The organism is Leuconostoc mesenteroides subsp. mesenteroides (assembly GCA_009676745.1).
GTDB lineage: Bacteria > Bacillota > Bacilli > Lactobacillales > Lactobacillaceae > Leuconostoc > Leuconostoc koreense.
Genome location: CP046062.1, coordinates 946,734 through 966,160, shown reverse-complemented (window position 1 = coordinate 966,160; position 19,427 = coordinate 946,734). Strand labels below are relative to the sequence as shown.

The 19,427-nt window shown below is 37.4% G+C and carries 21 protein-coding genes and 1 riboswitch; of the genes, 3 read left to right on the top strand and 18 right to left on the bottom strand.

Features of this window, described 5'->3' with window-relative positions; genetic code table 11:
* Nucleotides 1-31: 31 nt before the first annotated feature.
* The 4 genes from GJV51_04945 to GJV51_04930 all read right to left on the bottom strand — a co-directional run bounded on the left by GJV51_04945 (nt 32) and on the right by GJV51_04930 (nt 2,931).
* On the bottom strand, nt 32-625 hold the full coding sequence (locus GJV51_04945) for a DUF1054 family protein (GenBank protein QGM25345.1): 594 nt from the start codon (nt 623-625) through the stop codon (nt 32-34).
* Nucleotides 609-1,469 (bottom strand): YihY/virulence factor BrkB family protein, encoded by an 861-nt coding sequence (locus tag GJV51_04940; GenBank protein ID QGM25344.1) that lies wholly within the window; start codon nt 1,467-1,469, stop codon nt 609-611. Before GJV51_04940 ends, GJV51_04945 begins: the two co-directional genes overlap by 17 nt.
* A 77-nt stretch (nt 1,470-1,546) precedes the next feature.
* Nucleotides 1,547-2,230 carry a VIT family protein gene (locus GJV51_04935; GenBank protein QGM25343.1) on the bottom strand — a complete coding sequence of 228 codons (684 nt, stop codon included), beginning with the start codon at nt 2,228-2,230 and terminating at the stop codon, nt 1,547-1,549.
* Nucleotides 2,231-2,244: 14 nt separating this feature from the next.
* The gene (locus GJV51_04930) at nt 2,245-2,931 is read right to left on the bottom strand and encodes a VIT family protein (GenBank protein ID QGM25342.1); all 687 of its coding nucleotides are present in this window, start codon (nt 2,929-2,931) and stop codon (nt 2,245-2,247) included.
* A gap of 122 nt (nt 2,932-3,053) precedes the next feature.
* Between GJV51_04930 and GJV51_04925 the strand changes: the two genes are divergently transcribed.
* A complete protein-coding gene (locus GJV51_04925) occupies nt 3,054-3,458 on the top strand; it encodes a transcriptional repressor (protein QGM25341.1) in 405 nt (134 codons plus the stop codon).
* Nucleotides 3,459-3,518: 60 nt separating this feature from the next.
* Here the strand turns inward: GJV51_04925 and GJV51_04920 are convergent, their stop codons facing one another.
* Complete coding sequence (locus GJV51_04920; protein ID QGM25340.1) at nt 3,519-4,448, bottom strand: alpha/beta fold hydrolase; 930 nt, start codon at nt 4,446-4,448, stop codon at nt 3,519-3,521.
* 157 nt (nt 4,449-4,605) lie between these two features.
* Here GJV51_04920 and GJV51_04915 point away from each other — a divergent pair, with 157 nt between their 5' ends.
* Nucleotides 4,606-6,417: a M3 family oligoendopeptidase gene (locus GJV51_04915; protein ID QGM25339.1), complete on the top strand. Its 1,812-nt coding sequence runs from the start codon at nt 4,606-4,608 to the stop codon at nt 6,415-6,417.
* 189 nt (nt 6,418-6,606) lie between these two features.
* On the opposite strand, the gene GJV51_04910 is transcribed toward GJV51_04915, so the two are convergent.
* The 13 genes from GJV51_04910 to GJV51_04850 all read right to left on the bottom strand — a co-directional run bounded on the left by GJV51_04910 (nt 6,607) and on the right by GJV51_04850 (nt 18,640).
* Nucleotides 6,607-8,013, bottom strand: coding sequence for an aldehyde dehydrogenase family protein (locus GJV51_04910; protein QGM25338.1), 1,407 nt, complete (start codon nt 8,011-8,013; stop codon nt 6,607-6,609).
* A 119-nt stretch (nt 8,014-8,132) separates the two neighbouring features.
* Nucleotides 8,133-8,768, bottom strand: coding sequence for a thiamine phosphate synthase (gene thiE / locus GJV51_04905; protein QGM25337.1), 636 nt, complete (start codon nt 8,766-8,768; stop codon nt 8,133-8,135).
* The gene (gene thiD / locus GJV51_04900) at nt 8,761-9,594 is read right to left on the bottom strand and encodes a bifunctional hydroxymethylpyrimidine kinase/phosphomethylpyrimidine kinase (GenBank protein QGM25336.1); all 834 of its coding nucleotides are present in this window, start codon (nt 9,592-9,594) and stop codon (nt 8,761-8,763) included. Before thiD ends, thiE begins: the two co-directional genes overlap by 8 nt.
* Complete coding sequence (gene thiM / locus GJV51_04895; GenBank protein ID QGM25335.1) at nt 9,587-10,366, bottom strand: hydroxyethylthiazole kinase; 780 nt, start codon at nt 10,364-10,366, stop codon at nt 9,587-9,589. The genes thiD and thiM overlap by 8 nt, the downstream gene beginning before the upstream one ends.
* 147 nt (nt 10,367-10,513) lie before the next feature.
* Nucleotides 10,514-10,604: riboswitch (TPP riboswitch) on the bottom strand.
* Nucleotides 10,605-10,641: 37 nt separating this feature from the next.
* A complete protein-coding gene (locus tag GJV51_04890) occupies nt 10,642-11,355 on the bottom strand; it encodes an ATP-binding cassette domain-containing protein (GenBank protein QGM25334.1) in 714 nt (237 codons plus the stop codon).
* Nucleotides 11,352-12,137, bottom strand: coding sequence for an ATP-binding cassette domain-containing protein (locus GJV51_04885; protein QGM25333.1), 786 nt, complete (start codon nt 12,135-12,137; stop codon nt 11,352-11,354). Before GJV51_04885 ends, GJV51_04890 begins: the two co-directional genes overlap by 4 nt.
* Nucleotides 12,109-13,083, bottom strand: coding sequence for a branched-chain amino acid ABC transporter permease (locus GJV51_04880; protein ID QGM25332.1), 975 nt, complete (start codon nt 13,081-13,083; stop codon nt 12,109-12,111). The genes GJV51_04885 and GJV51_04880 overlap by 29 nt, the downstream gene beginning before the upstream one ends.
* Nucleotides 13,083-13,961 (bottom strand): branched-chain amino acid ABC transporter permease, encoded by an 879-nt coding sequence (locus GJV51_04875; protein QGM25331.1) that lies wholly within the window; start codon nt 13,959-13,961, stop codon nt 13,083-13,085. The genes GJV51_04880 and GJV51_04875 overlap by 1 nt, the downstream gene beginning before the upstream one ends.
* A gap of 57 nt (nt 13,962-14,018) precedes the next feature.
* The gene (locus GJV51_04870) at nt 14,019-15,194 is read right to left on the bottom strand and encodes an ABC transporter substrate-binding protein (GenBank protein QGM25330.1); all 1,176 of its coding nucleotides are present in this window, start codon (nt 15,192-15,194) and stop codon (nt 14,019-14,021) included.
* A 350-nt stretch (nt 15,195-15,544) separates the two neighbouring features.
* Nucleotides 15,545-16,051 (bottom strand): hypothetical protein, encoded by a 507-nt coding sequence (locus tag GJV51_04865; GenBank protein ID QGM25329.1) that lies wholly within the window; start codon nt 16,049-16,051, stop codon nt 15,545-15,547.
* On the bottom strand, nt 16,048-16,338 hold the full coding sequence (locus GJV51_04860) for a hypothetical protein (GenBank protein ID QGM25328.1): 291 nt from the start codon (nt 16,336-16,338) through the stop codon (nt 16,048-16,050). The genes GJV51_04865 and GJV51_04860 overlap by 4 nt, the downstream gene beginning before the upstream one ends.
* A complete protein-coding gene (locus GJV51_04855) occupies nt 16,335-17,492 on the bottom strand; it encodes a peptidase (protein QGM25327.1) in 1,158 nt (385 codons plus the stop codon). The genes GJV51_04860 and GJV51_04855 overlap by 4 nt, the downstream gene beginning before the upstream one ends.
* Nucleotides 17,489-18,640: an AAA domain-containing protein gene (locus GJV51_04850; GenBank protein QGM25326.1), complete on the bottom strand. Its 1,152-nt coding sequence runs from the start codon at nt 18,638-18,640 to the stop codon at nt 17,489-17,491. Before GJV51_04850 ends, GJV51_04855 begins: the two co-directional genes overlap by 4 nt.
* Before the next feature lie 124 nt (nt 18,641-18,764).
* On the opposite strand from GJV51_04850, the gene GJV51_04845 reads away from it, so the two are divergent.
* Nucleotides 18,765-19,382 carry an NAD(P)H-binding protein gene (locus GJV51_04845; protein QGM25325.1) on the top strand — a complete coding sequence of 206 codons (618 nt, stop codon included), beginning with the start codon at nt 18,765-18,767 and terminating at the stop codon, nt 19,380-19,382.
* The last annotated feature ends 45 nt before the right edge of the window (nt 19,383-19,427 follow it).

Sequence of the window (19,427 nt, the reverse complement as noted above, 5' to 3'; positions counted from 1 at the left end):
AGACTTTCATACAAAGTCTAGCCATTATTTTTTATTTAATTTTTTCGTAGATTGGTAACAGATTTTTTATTGCTAGCACCAAGGCATCTACGATGCCATTGTCATCCAAAATTTTATCACCACGTTTTATCTCTATTCCAATCAATACTTCACTATGTTTAACTGATTCATAACGTTCTACTGAATCGTCATATTGTAATAATGAATATGTCTTGTTTACCATATGATCTTGACTTAAGCGGTATGAATCCGGTAATTTTTTCACTAGCGGACTCACCTCACGCAGTTTTTTAGTGATTATATCGGTTTGAGCAGGTTTCATATTTTCTTCAACAGCAAGATAAAAATAGATGTTGTCTTCCCAAATACCTAGTTCAAAATGTGGTAACATTTTATAACCACGTTTATTTGGCGCAAAGGCTACCCACGTATTATCCGGCGCATAAGTTGTTCTACGTAAATGTTTAGCTACGTGTGCATACCATTTTTGCCCATCTGTATTCAATATAGGTAACGCAATCGAGGCAAACGCTTCAAACTTTGGATCAATAATTGTTTTTATTTTTTCCATTCGACCGTTTAACGTTTTGTCTTCAAAAACATCAAAATCATTGTTTCGAAACATCTTCTTTCCTCCAACTAATGACCGATAACCATTTAATAACTACATAACCTAATACCAAAATCGTAGCAATCAAGTTTAACCAAATCAACATAGCAATCATAGAGCTCACGGATTGATAAAAATCATATTTTCCCAAAGCAAATTGCGCATAAAACGTGAATCCTCTGTTCAAGAGATTCAACATCACTAATTCAAGAAAACTACCCACTAAAACAAAGCGAAATGGTGCTCGAGCATCTTTTGCAGGTAAAAAAAAGTTCATCATGACCAGAGCCAGCCAAATACCTAACCATATAAACCAACGCGTCTGATGTTGTAAAAAGTTAGTCCACTCTGAATATGGCAAGTGCTGAATGACAATAGTCAAAATATTACTGCCAACCATTAACAAAGTAAACAATGTCAAAATAAACAATAACCATATAAACGAAAAGGCTCGTGTAAACAAACCATTGATGTGTTCTTTAACATCTGAAATAGCATTAAATGACTGACGAAAGACCGCAATCACACGTGAAATTGACCAAATCGTAAACAAGACGGAAAAAGAAAGTAGCGAAGTACTTCTTGATGATAAAACAGATTCCATAATTGGAATCACAATATTCTCAACGTTTTTTGGTAATATATTGCGCATCATTGTAAGTAAATCACCAGTACTAATACTCGTGAAAGAAACAATCAACGCTGCTCCCATCAATATAGGAAACACTGTTAACAGTGCATAATAAGCAAATGTCGGCCCAACGTAGCCAATTTGTGCACGTGTAAAAAAAGTACTTAAAGCTGAAATTTTTAATCGTGCATCTAAAACACGCCATTTTTGCATAATTTTTTTATTCATACTAATATTATCTCAAACATAGACTATATTCAGCAACATGAATTAAAAATATAACAGACATTATTAACTGATACGAGTTAGAATATTTTTCCTATGCCAAAGTGGATTGCAATTGTAATGAGACCAATAACAATATTACGAATAACCGCACGCTTAACTAGACCATTAGAAATTTTTGCACTAAGGAATCCAGTAAGTGCAACTGCTACTACCGTTGCTGCAATTGTAGCAACGAATTGATACTTTCCAGACACAATCAACAATGTCAGCAATGGGAAAGCTCCACCTAAAGCTGCAGAAAACAATGATGACCAAGCAGCTGACCACGGACTCATATAATGTCCTAGTGTGATATCATATTTAACACTCAATACCGTTTCTAAAGGCTTTTTTTGTAACAATTCATCAGCTATCGCATTTGCTGTTGTTTCAGATACACCACGTTCCATGTAAAAGTCTCGTACAGAACGGTGTTGCCCTGGCATGTCAGTCTTTAACAATTCTTTTTCAGTTTCAACAGCTACCTTTTCGCTGTCTGACTGTGAACTGACAGAGGCATATTCTCCTGAAGCCATTGATAAAGCACATGATACTAAATCGGCTAATCCAGCAATAAAAATTGCAAATTGATTGGTCGTTGCGGCTGCTACTGAAAACAAAACCCCAACAACAGTTAGTATACCATCATTAGAGCCTAGAACCCCTGCTCGAATAGCATTTAATCGTTCATCCATGGTTTCGTGTTTTTTTTCTTTTCCCATTTCAGTTCCCCCTCTTATCTAAACAAACTACCGATTAAGAACGTCACAATCATTGTAAAGATACCAGCAATGACATTACGTATAACGGAATGTTTTTTATTTGCACCATTTACGTGAGCTGCTGCATATCCTGTGATGGCTAAAGCCACAATAACAGCAATAAATGTCGCTATTTCTCGTGTTCCCTGAGGCGCTACAGAAATAGCAACCATTGGCAATATGGATCCTATGGGGAAACTAATCAATGATGCCAAAGCAGCGTGCCCGGCACTTAATTCTTGATTTAATGAAAATCCATACCGCTCACGAACAGATGTGACCAAGGGATCTTTGGACATCATTTCTTGCGTAGCTTGTTGCGCTAATGTTGATGATATTCCTGTTTCTTCGTATTTTTTCTGTACAAAAGAAAATTCACCCTCGTAATCGTTTGCAACGGCTTGAGTTTGAATTTGACGTACTTTTTCTTGTGCATCATGTTGAGAATTGACTGAAACAAATTCACCCATTGCCATCGACACAGTTCCAGCTAACATACCAGCAAACCCCGCTAGTAAAATTGTACCTGTGTGACTTGTGGCACCGGCAACACCCAAAACAATACCTGATACTGATAAAATGCCATCATTGGCACCCATAACTGCTGCACGAATAATATTATTTCGTTGCATAAAGCTTGTTTTTTCAGATTTTTCAGACATAACTTCCCCCTGTTGTTAGAACTATTCTAATAAACATTTTAACTCATATACTTTCATAAATCAAGTTATTTGGAACAATTCTACATATCATGGTACAATAGTAGTAACTATGGAGGATTCTTATGACTGATCAAAAATTGCGTACAATATTGCAAGAACACGGTTTAAAAGCTACGTATCAACGAATGGCTGTTTTAGAATATCTCGTTACACATAAAACTCACCCCACAGCAGAAATGATTCACGAAGATTTAAATAACATTAGTTTGGCAACGGTTTATAATACGCTTGATAAATTAATTGAAACGGGATTAATCATCGCTATAGACATTCATGATGATGGTAAACGTCACTTTGATTATTATGGTGAGCCACACTATCACATTATCAATCAACAAACTAGTGAAATTATTGATGCCGACAATTTCAATATGGCTCCGTTATTTGACGCAGCCCGTAAAGCTAGCGGTTTAAATATTACAGGATACCATATTGAGGTCTTTGGGGTTAATTCAGAAGACTCGTAGTATTTCTAATAAATAATCACTTTGTTTCAAAAAGGATCACTTCAGTGTGAAGTGATCCTTTTATTTATCATATTTTTCTAAAAATATTTTTATTTTACTCCTATACGCGTCTGGGTAATCATTAAAACTTTGAACATGTTTTGAGCCCTTAGTAATCCATAACTGTTTTGGTCCCTTAGAAGCATTGTACAACGGGTAAACCATTTTGGTTGGCACAAAAGTGTCGGCACCACCTTGAATAAAAAAGGTTGGCCGCGTGTTTTTGGCTACTTGCTTCAAGGGACTCGCTTCCTCATATGAGTATCCGGCTCGTATCTTTGAGATACCCGACACCACATTAACAAGCGGAAACCATGGTAAACCATACATATCTCCTGCTTCGTGTTTTATTTCTTCCATAACACTAGTGTAGGACGAATCAGCAATAATTGCTTTTACCTGATTCGGTAAATCATTTTCACCAGAAGTTGATAACACTGTGGCAGCACCCATACTCATGCCATACATGACAATATCCGATTTTTGACCATTCTTTTCTAAAATTTGATTCAACCAGCCGATGTAGTCGCGCCGATCTAACCAGCCATAACCTATCATTTCTCCTTGCGAATCACCGTGCGCCCGATTATCTGGAATTAACACGTTGTAGCCTAACTCATGGAATAGTTCACCATATACAGCCATCGTCGTTTTATTGTTATGCCAGCCATGAGCCAGAATAGCAGTTTTACTTGTTTTTTTCTCAGCTGGTACATACCAAGCGACTAGTTTCAAATTATCTGATGTTTTTTGTGTCCATGTTTGCTTTTCACGAGACAAAAAATCATGTTCATAGTGATAAAGTGAATTTTTTTTGGTGCGTAACTTGTCTGGTTTGTTTGCTGCTACATCACGAACCTCAGCAACATGAAAGAAATACATGCCAGCTGATAATAATAAAATAACAATAAAAACCAAACAACCAATTAACCATTTATACTTTCTTTTCATAAATCACTTTCCCTTATAATCAATCCATCAAATTGTACGCTAATTTTGGTCATGGAGCAAACAAATCATAATTAAAATTGCCACTTAATAAATTATTATCCCTAGAATTTCATTAAAAATGGTATCATAAATTATAAAGAAAACGAGGTATATTAACGTGGCCTACTCACAAAAATGGAATTTAGAAAGTATCTTCCCAGGTGGTATAACTTCACCACAACTTACTCAAAAATACGAGCTTATCGCAAAGCAAATCAAAAATTTTACTAATAAGATAGCAGAATACGACCTCACAAAAGACAAGGATTTCACGCTGTTGGCTGATTTAGCTGATTTAGCACAAACTATTGGTGCCGGAATTTCCACTGCCAATATTTTTGTTAATGGCTGGTCATCTGTAGATTATGGTAACAGTGCTTATGCGCCTCATTTTAATAAATTGGGAAACTTATGGGTGTCTTTCTCATCTCCACTAAACGCTTTTCAAAAACTACTTTCAACATTAGATGATGAAACATTTGGTAAAGCGATTACTACCAACCGTCTTGCACCAATTGCTTTTTACTTAACAGAATTGCGTACTAATGCTAAGCGCTTACTTGACGATAAAACAGAAATGTTGATTAACAAATTTGATCTTGATGGTCAGCAAGCTTGGTCCCAACATTATGACACAATATCTGCGTCATTATCGATGAACTATACTGACGAAAACAATATCACTCGTCAAATTTCTGCTGGACAAGCTTTGAACATGTTAGATGGTGAGCCCGATAATGAAGTACGAGCTAACCTCATGACAAACTATGAAAAAATGTGGGCAAAAGCTGAAAACTTAACGAGTGATACATTAAATCATTTGGCTGGATTCCGTCTAACCAATCAAGAAGCTCATGGTCGCCAATCACACTTAGAACAGCCATTGGAGCTTAACCGTATGTCTCGTGGAACATTGGATGCTATGTGGCAGGTTGTAGATGCCAACAAAAGTATGTTTAAACCATATTTCGAACGTAAAAAGCAATTACTTGGTTTGCAGTCTATCGGTTGGCAAGATCAAGTCGCACCACTAACCAACATTGGTGACTACCAACCATCAGAGGTTTCTTACGATGATGCTGCTAAATTTATTATCGAACAATTTGGTAAATTTTCACCTAAGATGGCGTCATTTGCCCAGAAGGCTTTTGAGAATAATTGGATTGAATCTGAGAACCGCCCAGGTAAACAACCAGGTGGTTATATGGAATCTGTCCCTGATCTACACGAATCTCGAATCTTTCTCACTTACACCGGTTCAGTAAATGATGCTGCAACAATTGCACATGAACTTGGTCATGCATTTCACTCTGCCCAGCTAACTGATTTACCATTTTGGCGTGATGCTTACGCTATGAACGTCGCCGAAACAGCCTCAACTTTTGCCGAATTGATTGTGAATGACGCAAATGTAAGAGAAGCAAAAACAGATGCCGAGAAAATTGTATTATTAGATGCAAAAATGACTAATCCTATCGCTATGTTTCTAAATATACATGCGCGCTTCTTATTTGAAGACTCATTTTACACAGAGCGTAAGCATGGTCTAGTGACACCACAACGTCTCAATCAACTGATGGATAATGCGCAAAAAGAAGCGTTTGATGGTATTTTAGATATTCGCCATCCTCACTTCTGGTCATCAAAACTGCACTTTTTCATTGATTCTGTGCCTTTTTATAATTTCCCTTATACATTTGGTTATTTATTCTCATCAAGCATCTACGCACAAGCACAACAAGATGGTGATAATTTTGAAGAAAAATATATTGCTTTGCTACGTGACACTGCTAATATGACTTCAGAAGAATTAGCAAAGAAGCATCTTGGTGTTGATCTAACGAAGCCAAAATTTTGGCAGACTGGTGCCGATTTGGTTAAAAAAGATATTGACGAATTCTTGTCACTCTCTGAACAATTTATAAAATAAACATAAAAAAGCCTAAAGTGTAACAACACTTTAAGCTTTTTTAGTCAATATTTTTAATTTTTTAATTGTTGTGTAACGCATCCACTTGTATCTATAATTATCCAAGTATTCTTGTCTGTATTTTTTGATAAATTCCGTGTTAATAGGAACCTAATTATTTAGCCACCTAAAACCAGCATTTAGTAATTTTTAAACAAACCCACCAAAAGCATTATCTAAATCAATTGGTTCCTTTTTAGTTACAATAAGTTCCTTGTTCACAAAGGTTTCGATACCAAAGCGTCCTAACTCACGCCCATAGCCAGAATTTTTAACACCACCAAATGGTAACTCGGGCAATGTTCCACCAAAACTATTCACATAAACAGCTCCCGTTTCAATACGAGAAGCAATTTCTGTCGCATGCTCAGGTGAACCACCAAATATCACACCCGACAAGCCATAATGAGAATCATTAGCTAGTGTAATTGCTTCTTCTTCATCTTTCACTTTGTAAACTTGCCCAACTGGACCGAAAAATTCCTGATAATATGCTGGGTTATCTTTTGTGATACCAGTTAAAATAACGGGATCAAATAAGGCAGCGGGTTTATCTTGGGCAAGACTACCATATTCAAGATTTGCACCGGCATCAACCGCCGCTTTTACTTGTTTGGTCAAATTTTCCTTAGCCTTGCTGGTACTTAATGGTGCTAATGTCGTATCTGCTGACATTGGATCACCTAACTTGGCTTCAGAAAAGGCATCTTTTAACATTGTAAGTATCGCATCGTAGTTTTTTTCGGTCACAATAAATCGTTTAGACGAAGTACATACCTGTCCGGCATTGTATAGGCGAGCACCACCGATAATTTTTTTAATCTCAGTTAAATCGGCATCGTCGAGAACAATGAATGGATCACTCCCACCAAGTTCCAGTGAACTTTGCTTCATATTTTTACCAGCTTCGGCAGCAATTAATTTTCCGGCACGTTCTGAACCAGTTAGCGCCACTCCTTGTACACGATTATCAGCAATAATTTTATTTACTTGATCATAATCAATGAATAAATTCGCAAACGCACCAGTAGGTGCGCCAGCCCTTTCAACAATCTTTTCAAATTCTGATGCGGCCATTGGTGTATTACTTGCATGCTTCAACAGCATTGGGTTGCCAGCTATATAATTTGGCGCGAACACACGGATAATTTGATAGTAAGGGAAATTCCATGGTTCAACCATCATCAATATACCTGTAGGACGCGAAATTACCTGTGCATCCCCCATCGAGGATTTGATTGATTCTGGCTTAAGGAAATCTGCACCATTTTTGGCATAGTAACGAGCAATTGAAACACTTAATGCCACTTCACCTTGCGCCTCAACAAACCGCTTACCCATTTCAATAGTAAGCACCTTGGCTAAACGATCAGCATCTTCTTCCATCAAGTCAGCAATTTTGTTTAATATCTCTGCACGACTACTAGCCGGGTCATTACGCCACTTTTTATACAGCGCATGGCCTTTGGTAACGGCCTTTTCCACATAAGCGTCATCATGATTATGGAATGTTTGAATAACTTCATCGTTAAATGGATTAATTGTTTGATAGCTCATTGTATCCGACCTTTCTTCAATTAACAAATTACATTTCTGTTCTAAACATCCTCACTATAACACCTTTATTTATTTGCAAAGTATATTTTGTTTGTGATATTTTCAGCAAAACATATTTATCAATATAACGAACGCCAATATTTTAAAGTAGCACTTATATTTGAACTTTGACTAATCATACTGATTACAGCAGCACCATTAACGCCGGTAGATAAAACAGATGGCAAATTTGTTTCCGATATTCCACCGATTGCTACACTTGGCCATTTACTTTTGCTTGTTAAATATTGTAACCCTGCAATCCCAACCTCTGGATTGGCATCAGATTTGCTTACCGTTGCAAAAATAGGACCAATTCCGATATAATCAATCCCTCTAATGTTTTCTATTCTCTGATACTGGCTACTATTGGATACCGACACCCCAACTGCTAGACTTCCAGCTAACTGAATATTATTTATAATATCGCCATCTTTTTGCCCAAAATGAACACCTTCGGCACCAATTTCATGGGCTAGTTGAATGTCATCGTCAATAATCAATGGCACATGGTAGTCAGCTGTTAGTTGCCGGACTTTTTTGGCTACTCGTAACTTTTCAGCCCCAGTTAAAGCCAGTCGCCCTTTTTCTCGATATTGAAATACACTGATTTTCGATTGTAGTGCTTCCTCTAGGACTTCAAAAAAATGTCTTTCTCCATTGGTATCCTGAGTTCCTAATACCAGATAATTTACTAATATACTCGGATCAAACATTTTCCAGCACCTCTGGAAAATGTCCTTCAGTCACTCTTGCTTGGTGATTAAGCGGTCCATGCCCATGACCAACATCAATACCTTCACGAATGGTAGCATCAACATAAGCTTTCGCATGAATAATAGCCGTTTTCATATCGTCTCCCAAAGCTAAACGTGCAGTAATAGCTGCAGAAATAGTATCCCCCGTACCGTGTGTTCTAATTGTATCTACCCGTGAGCTTTTAAGCCAAAAATGACGACCATCAGCCAGTAGAATATAGTCATAAACTTCTTTTCCAGAAGTGTGTCCGCCTTTTAATAATACGTTTTCAACGCCTAATTGTTGTATCTTTGAAGCCGATTGTATGACATCTTTATGGTGATTAATATTTAACCCACTTAAGACTTCGGCTTCTGGTATATTAGGCGTAATGAGCGTTGCCAAAGGTAGCAAAACAGCTTGAATAGCACCTATAGCCTCGTCACTCAATAAGTGCGCCCCTCCTTTCGCAACCATGACCGGATCTAACACATAGTCACCAAAATCTGCTTGCTGTAAAAATTCAGCAACTGCTTCTACTGTAGTCATATCGCCAAGCATGCCACTTTTTACAGCGCTTATTTTCAAGTCATCAGCAACTGATTTTAGTTGTGCATGGATCATAGATAGTGGCGTCATCGAAACTTGCTGTACACCCATCGTATTTTGTGCTGTTAAAGCAACAATAACATTAGCGCCATAAACACCTTGAGCAGCAAATGTCTTTAAATCTGCACTAATTCCAGCGCCACCACTACTGTCCATACCAGCAATTGTTAAAACTTGCGGTGTTTGATTAACCATGATTCAGCACTCTTTCCTTAATAAAATTTTGAATAGCTATATTATCAATAACAAATAATTCGTCTAATAATTGATTTGTAAAAGAGCCTGGTTGATTCGTTTTTGCAGCGGCTTTTTGCCCAGCAAGTTTAAATGTAGCCATTGCATGCATCACGTTAGAAACTTTTAGATCATCAGCAATAAAAGCGCCGATTAATGATGATAAGGCATCTCCTGTACCTACAATGGTAGATAGTTGCTTGACATTTATATCAAGTATTTCTGTGTATTGACCGTCACTGACCACATCACAAGCTCCGCTCAACGCAATCACTGCACCTGTTTTTCGGGCGGCACGCTGTGCAATTTCAATCACGTCACCTTTTCCAGTAGCATCGATACCTTGACTAGCAAAATGCATATCGGCAAACCAAGCAATTTCGGCTGCATTGCCACGAATCACATCAACATGACCAGAAGCTAAAAATTGTGTAATAGCTTTCGACCTAAATGGCATTGATACAGCAACCGGATCTAATACAACTGGCTTCCCTAATTGGTATGCTTCCTGAGAAAGTTCAATAATATCGTTAATTTCTGATTTTTTAAGTGTACCAGTATTAATAATCACCGTATTGGCAATTCTTGCTAATTCGTTAAATTCTGCTGGTTCACGACTCATTAATGGTGAGGCACCAATAATATTAACTGCATTAGCTACAAATTGTGGCGTAACAAAGTTTGCATAAGTAAGGACAAGAGGTGATTTCATTCTAATATCTGTAATATTCATGATCAAATTCCTTTTTTCTCATTTGGCTCCGTGTTTTTAAGCAGATATCTTCATTTATTTTAAAAATGAATAGTAACGAATAAAAAAGCCGCTAACTATCAGAAAAGATTAGTCAACGGCTAAATAGGCATATTTATACACCAAAATAGTTCATTATTATAATCTTCCTTCGCACGAATTACCGTAATCAGGTTCAATGGGTATCTCTCAGCCCGCATGGGCACCCCAGATATTTATTTAATTCTACTTCAGTGTACCTGAATCCATATGAATAATCAACCACCTAAGTATGCTTTACGCACGTCATCTGATGCAAGCAGCTCTGCTCCCGTTCCTGCCATCGTGATTTTTCCACTTTCCAAAACATAGCCACGATCCGCAATTTTTAGCGCTTGATTCGCATTTTGTTCGATTACTAATACTGTCATTCCTTGTGCATTAACATTTTTAATAATATCAAAAATTTTCTCAATAAATAGCGGTGCCAAGCCCATGGAAGGCTCGTCTAGTAATAACAATTTCGGTTTTGCCATTAATGCACGACCCATAGCTAGCATTTGCTGTTCACCACCAGATAATGTCGCTGCATCTTGGTTACGTCTTTCTTTTAAAATGGGAAACTGATCGTAAATAAGAGTATATTCATCTTTCAAGTTAATACTCTTGCTTCGAGTAAAAGCACCCAACTGTAGATTTTCTTGAACAGTCATGCCAGAAAAGACACGTCGACCTTCTGGCACTTGAGCAATGCCACTTGAGACAATTCGCTCTGAATTCATCGTCAATATATTTTGATTTTCAAATAAAATACGTCCTTTAGTAGGTTTTTCTAATCCTGAAATCGTACGTAAAATTGTCGTTTTTCCAGCACCATTAGCCCCAATTAATGATACGATTTCATTATTATTCACCATGAAGTTAGCATTTTGTACTGCTTTAATGGCACCATAACTTACGTTTAAATTTTCAACTGTCAGTAATGCACTCATTCGTTCTTTTCTCCCAAATATGCTCGGATCACATCGGCATTCTGCTGTATTTCTAATGGTGTGCCGCTGGCTAATAACTTGCCATACTCTAAAACATATAATCGCTCACTAACAGCCATAACAAGATTCATATCGTGTTCAATTAAAATAATTGTCATTTTAAAATCTTGTTGCACTTGTTTAATTAAACGTGTTAAATCTGCAGTTTCTTGTGGATTCATACCAGCTGCTGGCTCATCTAAAAATAAAATCTTAGGTTTAGTGGCCAATGCTCGCACAATTTCTAAACGTCGTTGTTGCCCATATGGTAAGTTTGTTGCCAATGTATCTTGTACTGCCAGCATATCAAAAATACTTAGCAGCTGACGAGCTTCGTTTTTTAGTTGCTCTTCATTTTTATAAAATGAAGGTAAACGAAATAATGAACTGAACACATGTGCCTGAGTATTAGAATTCATAGCAATCATAACATTTTCTAATACCGTTCGACTTTCAAACAAGCGAATATTTTGAAAAGTACGCGCAACACCTAATCGAGCACGTTTTGCAGGAGATTGATGGTTAACATTAGCTAACTGCTGACCATTAAATAAGAGTACTTCTCCCTCACTTGGTGAGTACACACCTGTTAATAAATTAAATAATGTGGTTTTACCAGCACCATTTGGCCCAATTAAACCAATTAGCTCATTCTCGGCAGCCTCAATATTAACACCATCAACAGCAGTTACACCGCCAAAACGGATACTTAAATCACGCGTTTTCAGTATTGTCTGAGCCATGTCTGTCTCCTTCATCAAATAACCATTTTTTTAACGATAGTTCTCGACTACCGAAAATACCTTGAGGTCTAATTAACATCACAACAATTAAAATAGCAGCATAGATAACCATACGCAAAGAACCAAAATTTTGTAACATCGTGTCTAACAGACCTAACGCAATTGCTGTCACAACTGTCCCACTCATTGATCCAATCCCACCTATCACAATAATGATTAAGATCATAATACTTTGCATAAAAGCATAATCTTTAGGCGCGATAGATTGGATGAAACTTGCACGCAAGCTACCAGCCATAGCAGCAAATAATGCGCCCGTCACAAAAGCAATTACTTTATACTTAGTTGTATTAATCCCTAGAGACTCAGCAGCAATTTCATTATCACGAACAGCAATAATAGCTTGCCCCGGCATACTACGAACAAAGTTAACCACAATAATCAATGTTATGACTGCTAATACATAAACTAATTGCCAACTCACAAAAGGTGCGATACCAAAGATACCAGCTGGCCCGTTAGTTATTTTCAAATTCATAATGACAATTCGAATAATTTCAGCAAATCCTAATGTTGCAATAGCTAAATAATCACCACGTAAACGCAAAGTTGGAATCCCAACAACTAAGGCAATCACACCACTGACTACGATACCTGAAACCATTCCCAAAATAAAGCCAATGACACCGGGAACAACTTCCATAACTAATGCTGTTGCATAAGCACCGATAGCCATAAATCCGGCGTGTCCTAACGAAAACTGTCCCGAAATACCCACTACCAGATTAAGTCCCAGTGCAGCAATGATGTTAATACCGATTAGCACAATTGTTGTGATACCATAATGACCAATAAGGCCAACCATTTGTGCTACAAATATTAAAATGAACCCCATTGCAGCCAAAGATGCCCAAGATAATGTGTATTTAATATGCGCTTGATCCATCAAACTTTCTCCCGCTTGTTTTTCCCTAAAATACCAGTCGGTTTAATAAGTAATATGACAATCAACATAGCGTACACAATCGCATCTTTGTAATCTGAAAAAGGTGTCGCTTGAACCATTGTTTCCAATATACCGATTAGCCAACCGCCTACTGCTGCTCCTGGAATAATTCCTATACCGCCCAAAACAGCAGCAACGAACGCTTTCAACCCAGGTGTCATCCCCATCAGTGGATCAATACTGTTATAATATAATCCAATCAAAACGCCACCAGCCGCCGCCAATGCTGACCCAATTGCAAATGTAAATGAAATTGTGTGATTGATATTGATGCCCATTAATGAAGCTGCATCTGGATCTGCGGATACTGCCCGCATCGCACGACCCATTTTTGTATTTTTAACAATGTAAGTCAATAACAGCATCAAAACTATTGAAGTTACAGCGATAATCAACTGAATGTTTGAAATTTGTATGCCACAAAATTGGTACTGTACTGTCTTAATAGCCTGTGGAAATGAACGTTGATCTGATCCATATAAATAAGTCATACCATTTTCTAGAAAAAACGATATACCTAAAGCAGAGATTAGAACCGCAATTCTTGGAGAATGACGTAATGGTCGATAGGCAATGTACTCAATGACCACGCCGATAACGGCGCTTACTACCATTGCCAGAATTAATGCTATAAAGAAATTTAAATGTAACACCTTGATGAAAAAATAGCCAAAGTACGCACCGAGCATGTATATATCACCATGTGCAAAGTTGATTAATTTAATAATACCGTAGACCATTGTGTAGCCTAAAGCTAGTAGTGCATATACACTACCTAGCATAAGCCCATTGATTAATTGTTGAATGAAAGTAGTCATTTTAACCTCAAAATATTATAAAACGTAGTGGTTTCATACGTTTCTTAGAAAATATGTTCACTTAACAACTACGGCAGATGACTCTTTACCATCAGTCATACCGACCATAACCATTGATTTGACAGGATTGTGGTCTTTGTCAATTGACATCTTACCAGTTACACCATCAAAGTTTTTCAAGTTAGCCAATCCCTTAGTAATTGCCGATTTGCTAGTTGAATTTTCATTTTCAATAGCTGCTTTTATCATGCGAACTGAATCATAAGCCAAAGCTGTAAATTGTGATGGATACTTACCGTAAGCTTTTTTATAAGCTTTGGCAAATGGCGCTGAAACCTTAGTAGCTGGTGCATCAACTGAGAAATGCGATGCGTAATAAACATTGCTTGTATTTTTATTTCCTGCAATTTCAGCTGTTTTAGGATCACCAATGCCATCTGGTCCAATAACCGGCACATTAATCCCCATATCACGCATTTGTTTCAAAATTGCGCCACCCTCAGTGTAATAACCATTAATTGCAATAGCATCAAACTTTTTATCCTTAATTTTTGTCAAGACTGCTTGAAAGTCTTTCGTACCTGCTTGATAAGATTCAACATCTACAACGTTACCCTTGAAAGCTTTTTTAAATGCAGATGTGATCCCTGTACCATAATCGGAAGAATTGTCTTGGAAAATTACAATATTTTTAGCTTTTAAATTTTCTGTGGCAAACTGCGCCATCTTTGTACCCATAAAAGAATTTTTGTATTGTGCACGGAATACGTAAGGTTGAACATCCCCATTCTTTTGCAAAGTAATATTGTCTGCACCAGCGGTTGGTGAAATCATTGGTGTCTTACCTTGAGTGGCAACTGGTACTGCTGACTGAACACCAGAGGTAATCACAGGGCCAACGATAGCACTAACTTTTTCGTTGTTGATCAAACTACTTGTTACCGAAGCAGTTTCAGTATTGTCCGTCTTCGCATCTTTGTTAATGATTTTAAACTTATAATTTTTTCCGTTAACTTTAACACCACCATTAGCATTAATTTGCTTAATAGCAAAATCAGCACCATCTTGTTCAGCTTTTCCATATGAAGATGCATCACCAGATGTATCAAAAACACCCCCGATTTTGATCACATTTGATGTCGATACTTTACTAGACTTATTGACTACTCCAAATGCAGCAATACCACCAACAGCAACAATAAATGCAGCGCCAACAATTATAATTTTTTTCATTCTTTCTTCTCCAATTTCTTCTCTCTATTCCTTCTTTTCACAAACAAAAAACCCATGAATACCAAGATTCATGGGTCACTAATCGTTAATAATGATAGTAGTTATACTCATCACTTCAACACCCATGAAAACTGATACCAGTTAGTCATGAGCGCGAAAAACCTCATCATGACTACAGCATGAGGAGGAGAAGGAGGGCTTGAGATGAGTTTTGCTTTTGATTCATATTTTTCATGATGCGTTGCCTCCTAATTTCTTAATATCTAATATCATACAGGCCGGTAAAAACATTGTCAAGGACATATCGGACTTCACACAATAAAAATGTAGAAATTATCTTTCGTCATTTCTTATCCCCACCACTCCTTGTCAAAGTCACGCATTCTAGTCGTCAAGGATAACTGCGAAGCATCCATCACTCGTTGATAAGTTGTAGTATACGGATTTTTCATCAAAGCGTGCATTTGTTGATAGATTTCACTAGCCAGAAATCGTGCTAATTCATCATGAGTAGACCAAAACGACCAAATCATATACTCTGACTTACCATTATCATTTTGAGCCATAATAGCATTCCCAGTTAATAACTTTGCAATCAATTCATCATTGTTATCTTTAGCCTGAAAGGCAATTTGATGGACAACACTCCCCTTCAATGGTCCAATAACTACGCGACTGTCAAATCCAATGGGGCGGGCAAATTTTGTAACAATATCCTGTGCATCAACGATAAGTAAATTTGTCCCGGCAAGTTGAGAAATTTTGCCTAAATAAAATATATTTTTTGGTTGCGCATTTTGTAATGTTAACAGTTCCGAAACTGACTGTTCTGGTGCTAATACTAAGTTGACTTTCATAAAAACGGCTCCTTTAATAGTTGAACAACATCTGGTGTTAGTCGATGACTGTTGTAGCTTATAAATATTTGTATGCCCTTAAACGTTGACAAATCAACATTTGTTTTGACAATATTTGCTTCTTTTAATGTTTTGGCAAAAGAAACATCAGCTCGTGTAATCATCGTCATACCCCACGGCTCATTTAGTAGCAATGATTCCCACTGGCCATTCAATAATGCTTCTGCCCGTTTGTAACGCATGTCCTTATCAATAAAACTCTTAAGATCTCGAGGTTTTAATTTCATAGCGTGATAACCTTTCCAAATGGTGATGGTATGCTTAAGGTTTGCCCCGGTGGTAGTAACCAATACACACGTTTAAATTTGGTTTGGATCACCTCCTTTTCGCCATCACCATCCGTAAAAATAACTACCAGTGTTTGCAAAGGAGAAAATTTTAAAGCAGGCAATGAATCAAATATGCTTTGGAAAGTTGTCCCACCACCGGCATGGCGTTGCCAATTTTTTATATTTTTTATTTGATGCACCTTCGTATCAAATGAAAAGTAATGCACATTAATATCAAATTGTGTTGTTATTTGCATTGCATTAGCTAAAAACATACTTGCCTGTGAATTAGATATCGAGGCAGAATTATCGATAAAAACAGCAATTTCCGTATCATAACGACTAATTTCTCCTGGTAGATCAAGTCGATAAGCCTGTCGGCGATTAAATCTAGCTCGTGAATCTTTCTTTTTATTCGGCACTTGACTAATACTAGCTCGCAAAATACTTTTCCAGTTACGTTTTGGTACAACAACCTCACTAATTTTTTGCAAAACCGCACCCGATACATTACCACGCCCAGCGTATTTCGTATCGTCATTAGCTTTTTTTATCACAGTTTTAAGTGCAGATTCAGCTTCTTCTATTGCATTACTTGCGCTTTGCCATTCTGTATGTTTTGGCAAAGTCTTCTTTTTTGCCTGTGATTTTTTTTGATTAACTTCTGACAATAAAGAAATGTAGGTCGATGAATCCTGATTGTGCGGCAATTTAACGTGATAGAGTTCATTAATGCTTTGAAAAGATATCGCACCAGGTAATTCGCCCAAATCTCTTGGTAAATATTGATTGACCGCTAAGTCAGTACCTACGTCAACCATTTGATTATGCTCTCGTTCTAGCGCATAACGAGTCGGATGCTGCCAAATAACATGAAGAGCCTCATGAGCTAAAGCAGCAGCAACCTGGTTGTGTGATGTAAAACGTACCCTTAATAAATTAGGATTAACTACTAAACACCAGTGATGTCCTTGCCATTTTAATGCTAATGCATTAGCAGCCTGTGGATTAATCTCTCGGACTAAATTCATTACAATATTACCATAGAGAGGCGATACATCAAGCAATGTTTTAACACCATCAATAATTAGATTGTCATTCTCCAATTTCATCGTGTAGCAATATCCATAATCTGCTGATACAACACGTTGGCATAATGGTTGTCAGAAGCAAATAAATCATCCAAAATTGGCGCGCTCGTCATTTGTTTTACCAGTGCATACTGCCCATCAGGTGCAATCAAATTGAGTAACTCACTGAAGCGACCAGCATTATTATCTAGTCTCATATCCGCCGTTAATAATAAGGTTTTCATCACGTTTAGTTTTTGAATTTCTGAAAAATTCTGAAATCTTTCCCGTATTGTCTGTGGTAATTTGGGACCACTTGGTGCTGAATTAAAGACATCTTCAGCTGTTAAACTAGTTGTTTTTTCTTGGACAAAAGTCACAAATTGTGTGGCACAATTGTCTCCAAGATCTCCTGCCACGATATCAAATAGCAGTTCATCCTGCTGCTCATCGGTTAATTGTTGCAACTGGAATAAATGATCAGATACGCGCTGCCACGCACGCGGTGTAGGGTTCAAATCAATGTCTCGATTTTTTGGGTATAATAATTCGGCATTTTCGGCAATAAATTGGCGAACCAATTCGTGTATATGTGCCCGCTTTTTTCCAGATGCGGCCCATTGCAACCAATCACGAACCGAAACATCCATAACCAATCGCGTAGTTCGATCTTTAATCGCTGCATCAGATGTTTGCACTGCATATTCGGCATTCTCAAATCCTCGCATTGAATCATCAGGATTTTCTGCGAGGATGAGTTTAACATTATCAGGCAATACCAAATCATTGATCTGTCGCTGTAAAACGAGATTCATTAGTTCACCTTGTACCGCTTGTGACCCTCGGTTGAATTCATCTAAAAACCAAATAATTGTTCGATCCGGTTCGATTTCAGCTTGTTCTATAATCTGTATCAAAGTGTGGGTATAACCAAATTTAATATCAGCCAATCGACCATAATCTTTAGTTTGCAAAAATGCTGTCTCATTCAAAGGTGGAATTGGAATTGCTAAATCTCCTTTTTCCGATAGTGAAACTACTGTTGTAAAAAGTTTTGCATCTAATTTTTTAGCTATTTCAGCAACAAGGGCCGACTTGCCAATTCCAGCTTCACCCACAATTGTCGGTACGTTACCACCACGTAAAATTAAAGGTACAGCTACTAATAATTTTTGATAAGTTAAACTCATATAAACCCCATGTTTTATGTATAGCCAACCGTGTGTAAAAGCTAATAACTATCACCACGTTTATTTCTATACCCTTTCTAAGTATATTCTACCGCAACACAAACAATCGTGCTAAAATGAAGACATGACAAAAAACATTTTAATCCTCGGTGCCAACGGTCAAATTGCTAAAATCGTGATTGACATAATGGTAAATACCGATACAAAAATTAAATTAACCTCTCTTCACGCTCGACCTGAAAAGTCCATCAAATCACTTGATGCAACGAAAGAAGAAGACTTAGTTCATGCACTAAAAGGCATCGATATTGTTTATGCCAATATTGGCGCTGAAGGTCGGCAAAAAAATGTCGCTAATGCATTAGTTAATGCCATGCATACTGCTGGCGTAAAGCGTTTGATTTGGATCGCAACAATTGGGATTTACAATGAGATACCTACCGAAACTGCTGACATTTGGCGCAATATTTTGGGTACCCCAGACAATGAAAATACCTACATGGGTGATCAAGCTGCTGCAGCTAAACGTATCGAAGAGTCTCAATTAGATTATACAATCATTCGCCCCAATGAATTAACAGATGATAATAAAATGCAACAGCTGAATGTCCAAATTGATCCTCACGAAAAAATTATTGGTGGCCCAATCACTAGAACAAGCGTCGCGGAGTTTATTGCTCAGCTATTATTAAACCCCGAGCAACATATTACAGAATCTGTTGCCATTTCTTCAACTAAATAACAGTAATTTGGCCAGAATTTTCTAATAAGGAAGAAGATTCTGGTT

Bases quoted from the DNA above. Each gene is read 5' to 3' on its own strand.
- GJV51_04945 (QGM25345.1), bottom strand. From the start codon at position 625: ATGTTTCGAAACAATGATTTTGATGTTTTTGAAGACAAAACGTTAAAC.
- GJV51_04940 (QGM25344.1), bottom strand. From the start codon at position 1,469: ATGAATAAAAAAATTATGCAAAAATGGCGTGTTTTAGATGCACGATTA.
- GJV51_04935 (QGM25343.1), bottom strand. From the start codon at position 2,230: ATGGGAAAAGAAAAAAAACACGAAACCATGGATGAACGATTAAATGCT.
- GJV51_04930 (QGM25342.1), bottom strand. From the start codon at position 2,931: ATGTCTGAAAAATCTGAAAAAACAAGCTTTATGCAACGAAATAATATT.
- GJV51_04925 (QGM25341.1), top strand. From the start codon at position 3,054: ATGACTGATCAAAAATTGCGTACAATATTGCAAGAACACGGTTTAAAA.
- GJV51_04920 (QGM25340.1), bottom strand. From the start codon at position 4,448: ATGAAAAGAAAGTATAAATGGTTAATTGGTTGTTTGGTTTTTATTGTT.
- GJV51_04910 (QGM25338.1), bottom strand. From the start codon at position 8,013: ATGAGCTATCAAACAATTAATCCATTTAACGATGAAGTTATTCAAACA.
- thiE (QGM25337.1), bottom strand. From the start codon at position 8,768: ATGTTTGATCCGAGTATATTAGTAAATTATCTGGTATTAGGAACTCAG.
- thiD (QGM25336.1), bottom strand. From the start codon at position 9,594: ATGGTTAATCAAACACCGCAAGTTTTAACAATTGCTGGTATGGACAGT.
- thiM (QGM25335.1), bottom strand. From the start codon at position 10,366: ATGAATATTACAGATATTAGAATGAAATCACCTCTTGTCCTTACTTAT.
- GJV51_04890 (QGM25334.1), bottom strand. From the start codon at position 11,355: ATGAGTGCATTACTGACAGTTGAAAATTTAAACGTAAGTTATGGTGCC.
- GJV51_04885 (QGM25333.1), bottom strand. From the start codon at position 12,137: ATGGCTCAGACAATACTGAAAACGCGTGATTTAAGTATCCGTTTTGGC.
- GJV51_04880 (QGM25332.1), bottom strand. From the start codon at position 13,083: ATGGATCAAGCGCATATTAAATACACATTATCTTGGGCATCTTTGGCT.
- GJV51_04875 (QGM25331.1), bottom strand. From the start codon at position 13,961: ATGACTACTTTCATTCAACAATTAATCAATGGGCTTATGCTAGGTAGT.
- GJV51_04870 (QGM25330.1), bottom strand. From the start codon at position 15,194: ATGAAAAAAATTATAATTGTTGGCGCTGCATTTATTGTTGCTGTTGGT.
- GJV51_04865 (QGM25329.1), bottom strand. From the start codon at position 16,051: ATGAAAGTCAACTTAGTATTAGCACCAGAACAGTCAGTTTCGGAACTG.
- GJV51_04860 (QGM25328.1), bottom strand. From the start codon at position 16,338: ATGAAATTAAAACCTCGAGATCTTAAGAGTTTTATTGATAAGGACATG.
- GJV51_04855 (QGM25327.1), bottom strand. From the start codon at position 17,492: ATGAAATTGGAGAATGACAATCTAATTATTGATGGTGTTAAAACATTG.
- GJV51_04850 (QGM25326.1), bottom strand. From the start codon at position 18,640: ATGAGTTTAACTTATCAAAAATTATTAGTAGCTGTACCTTTAATTTTA.
- GJV51_04845 (QGM25325.1), top strand. From the start codon at position 18,765: ATGACAAAAAACATTTTAATCCTCGGTGCCAACGGTCAAATTGCTAAA.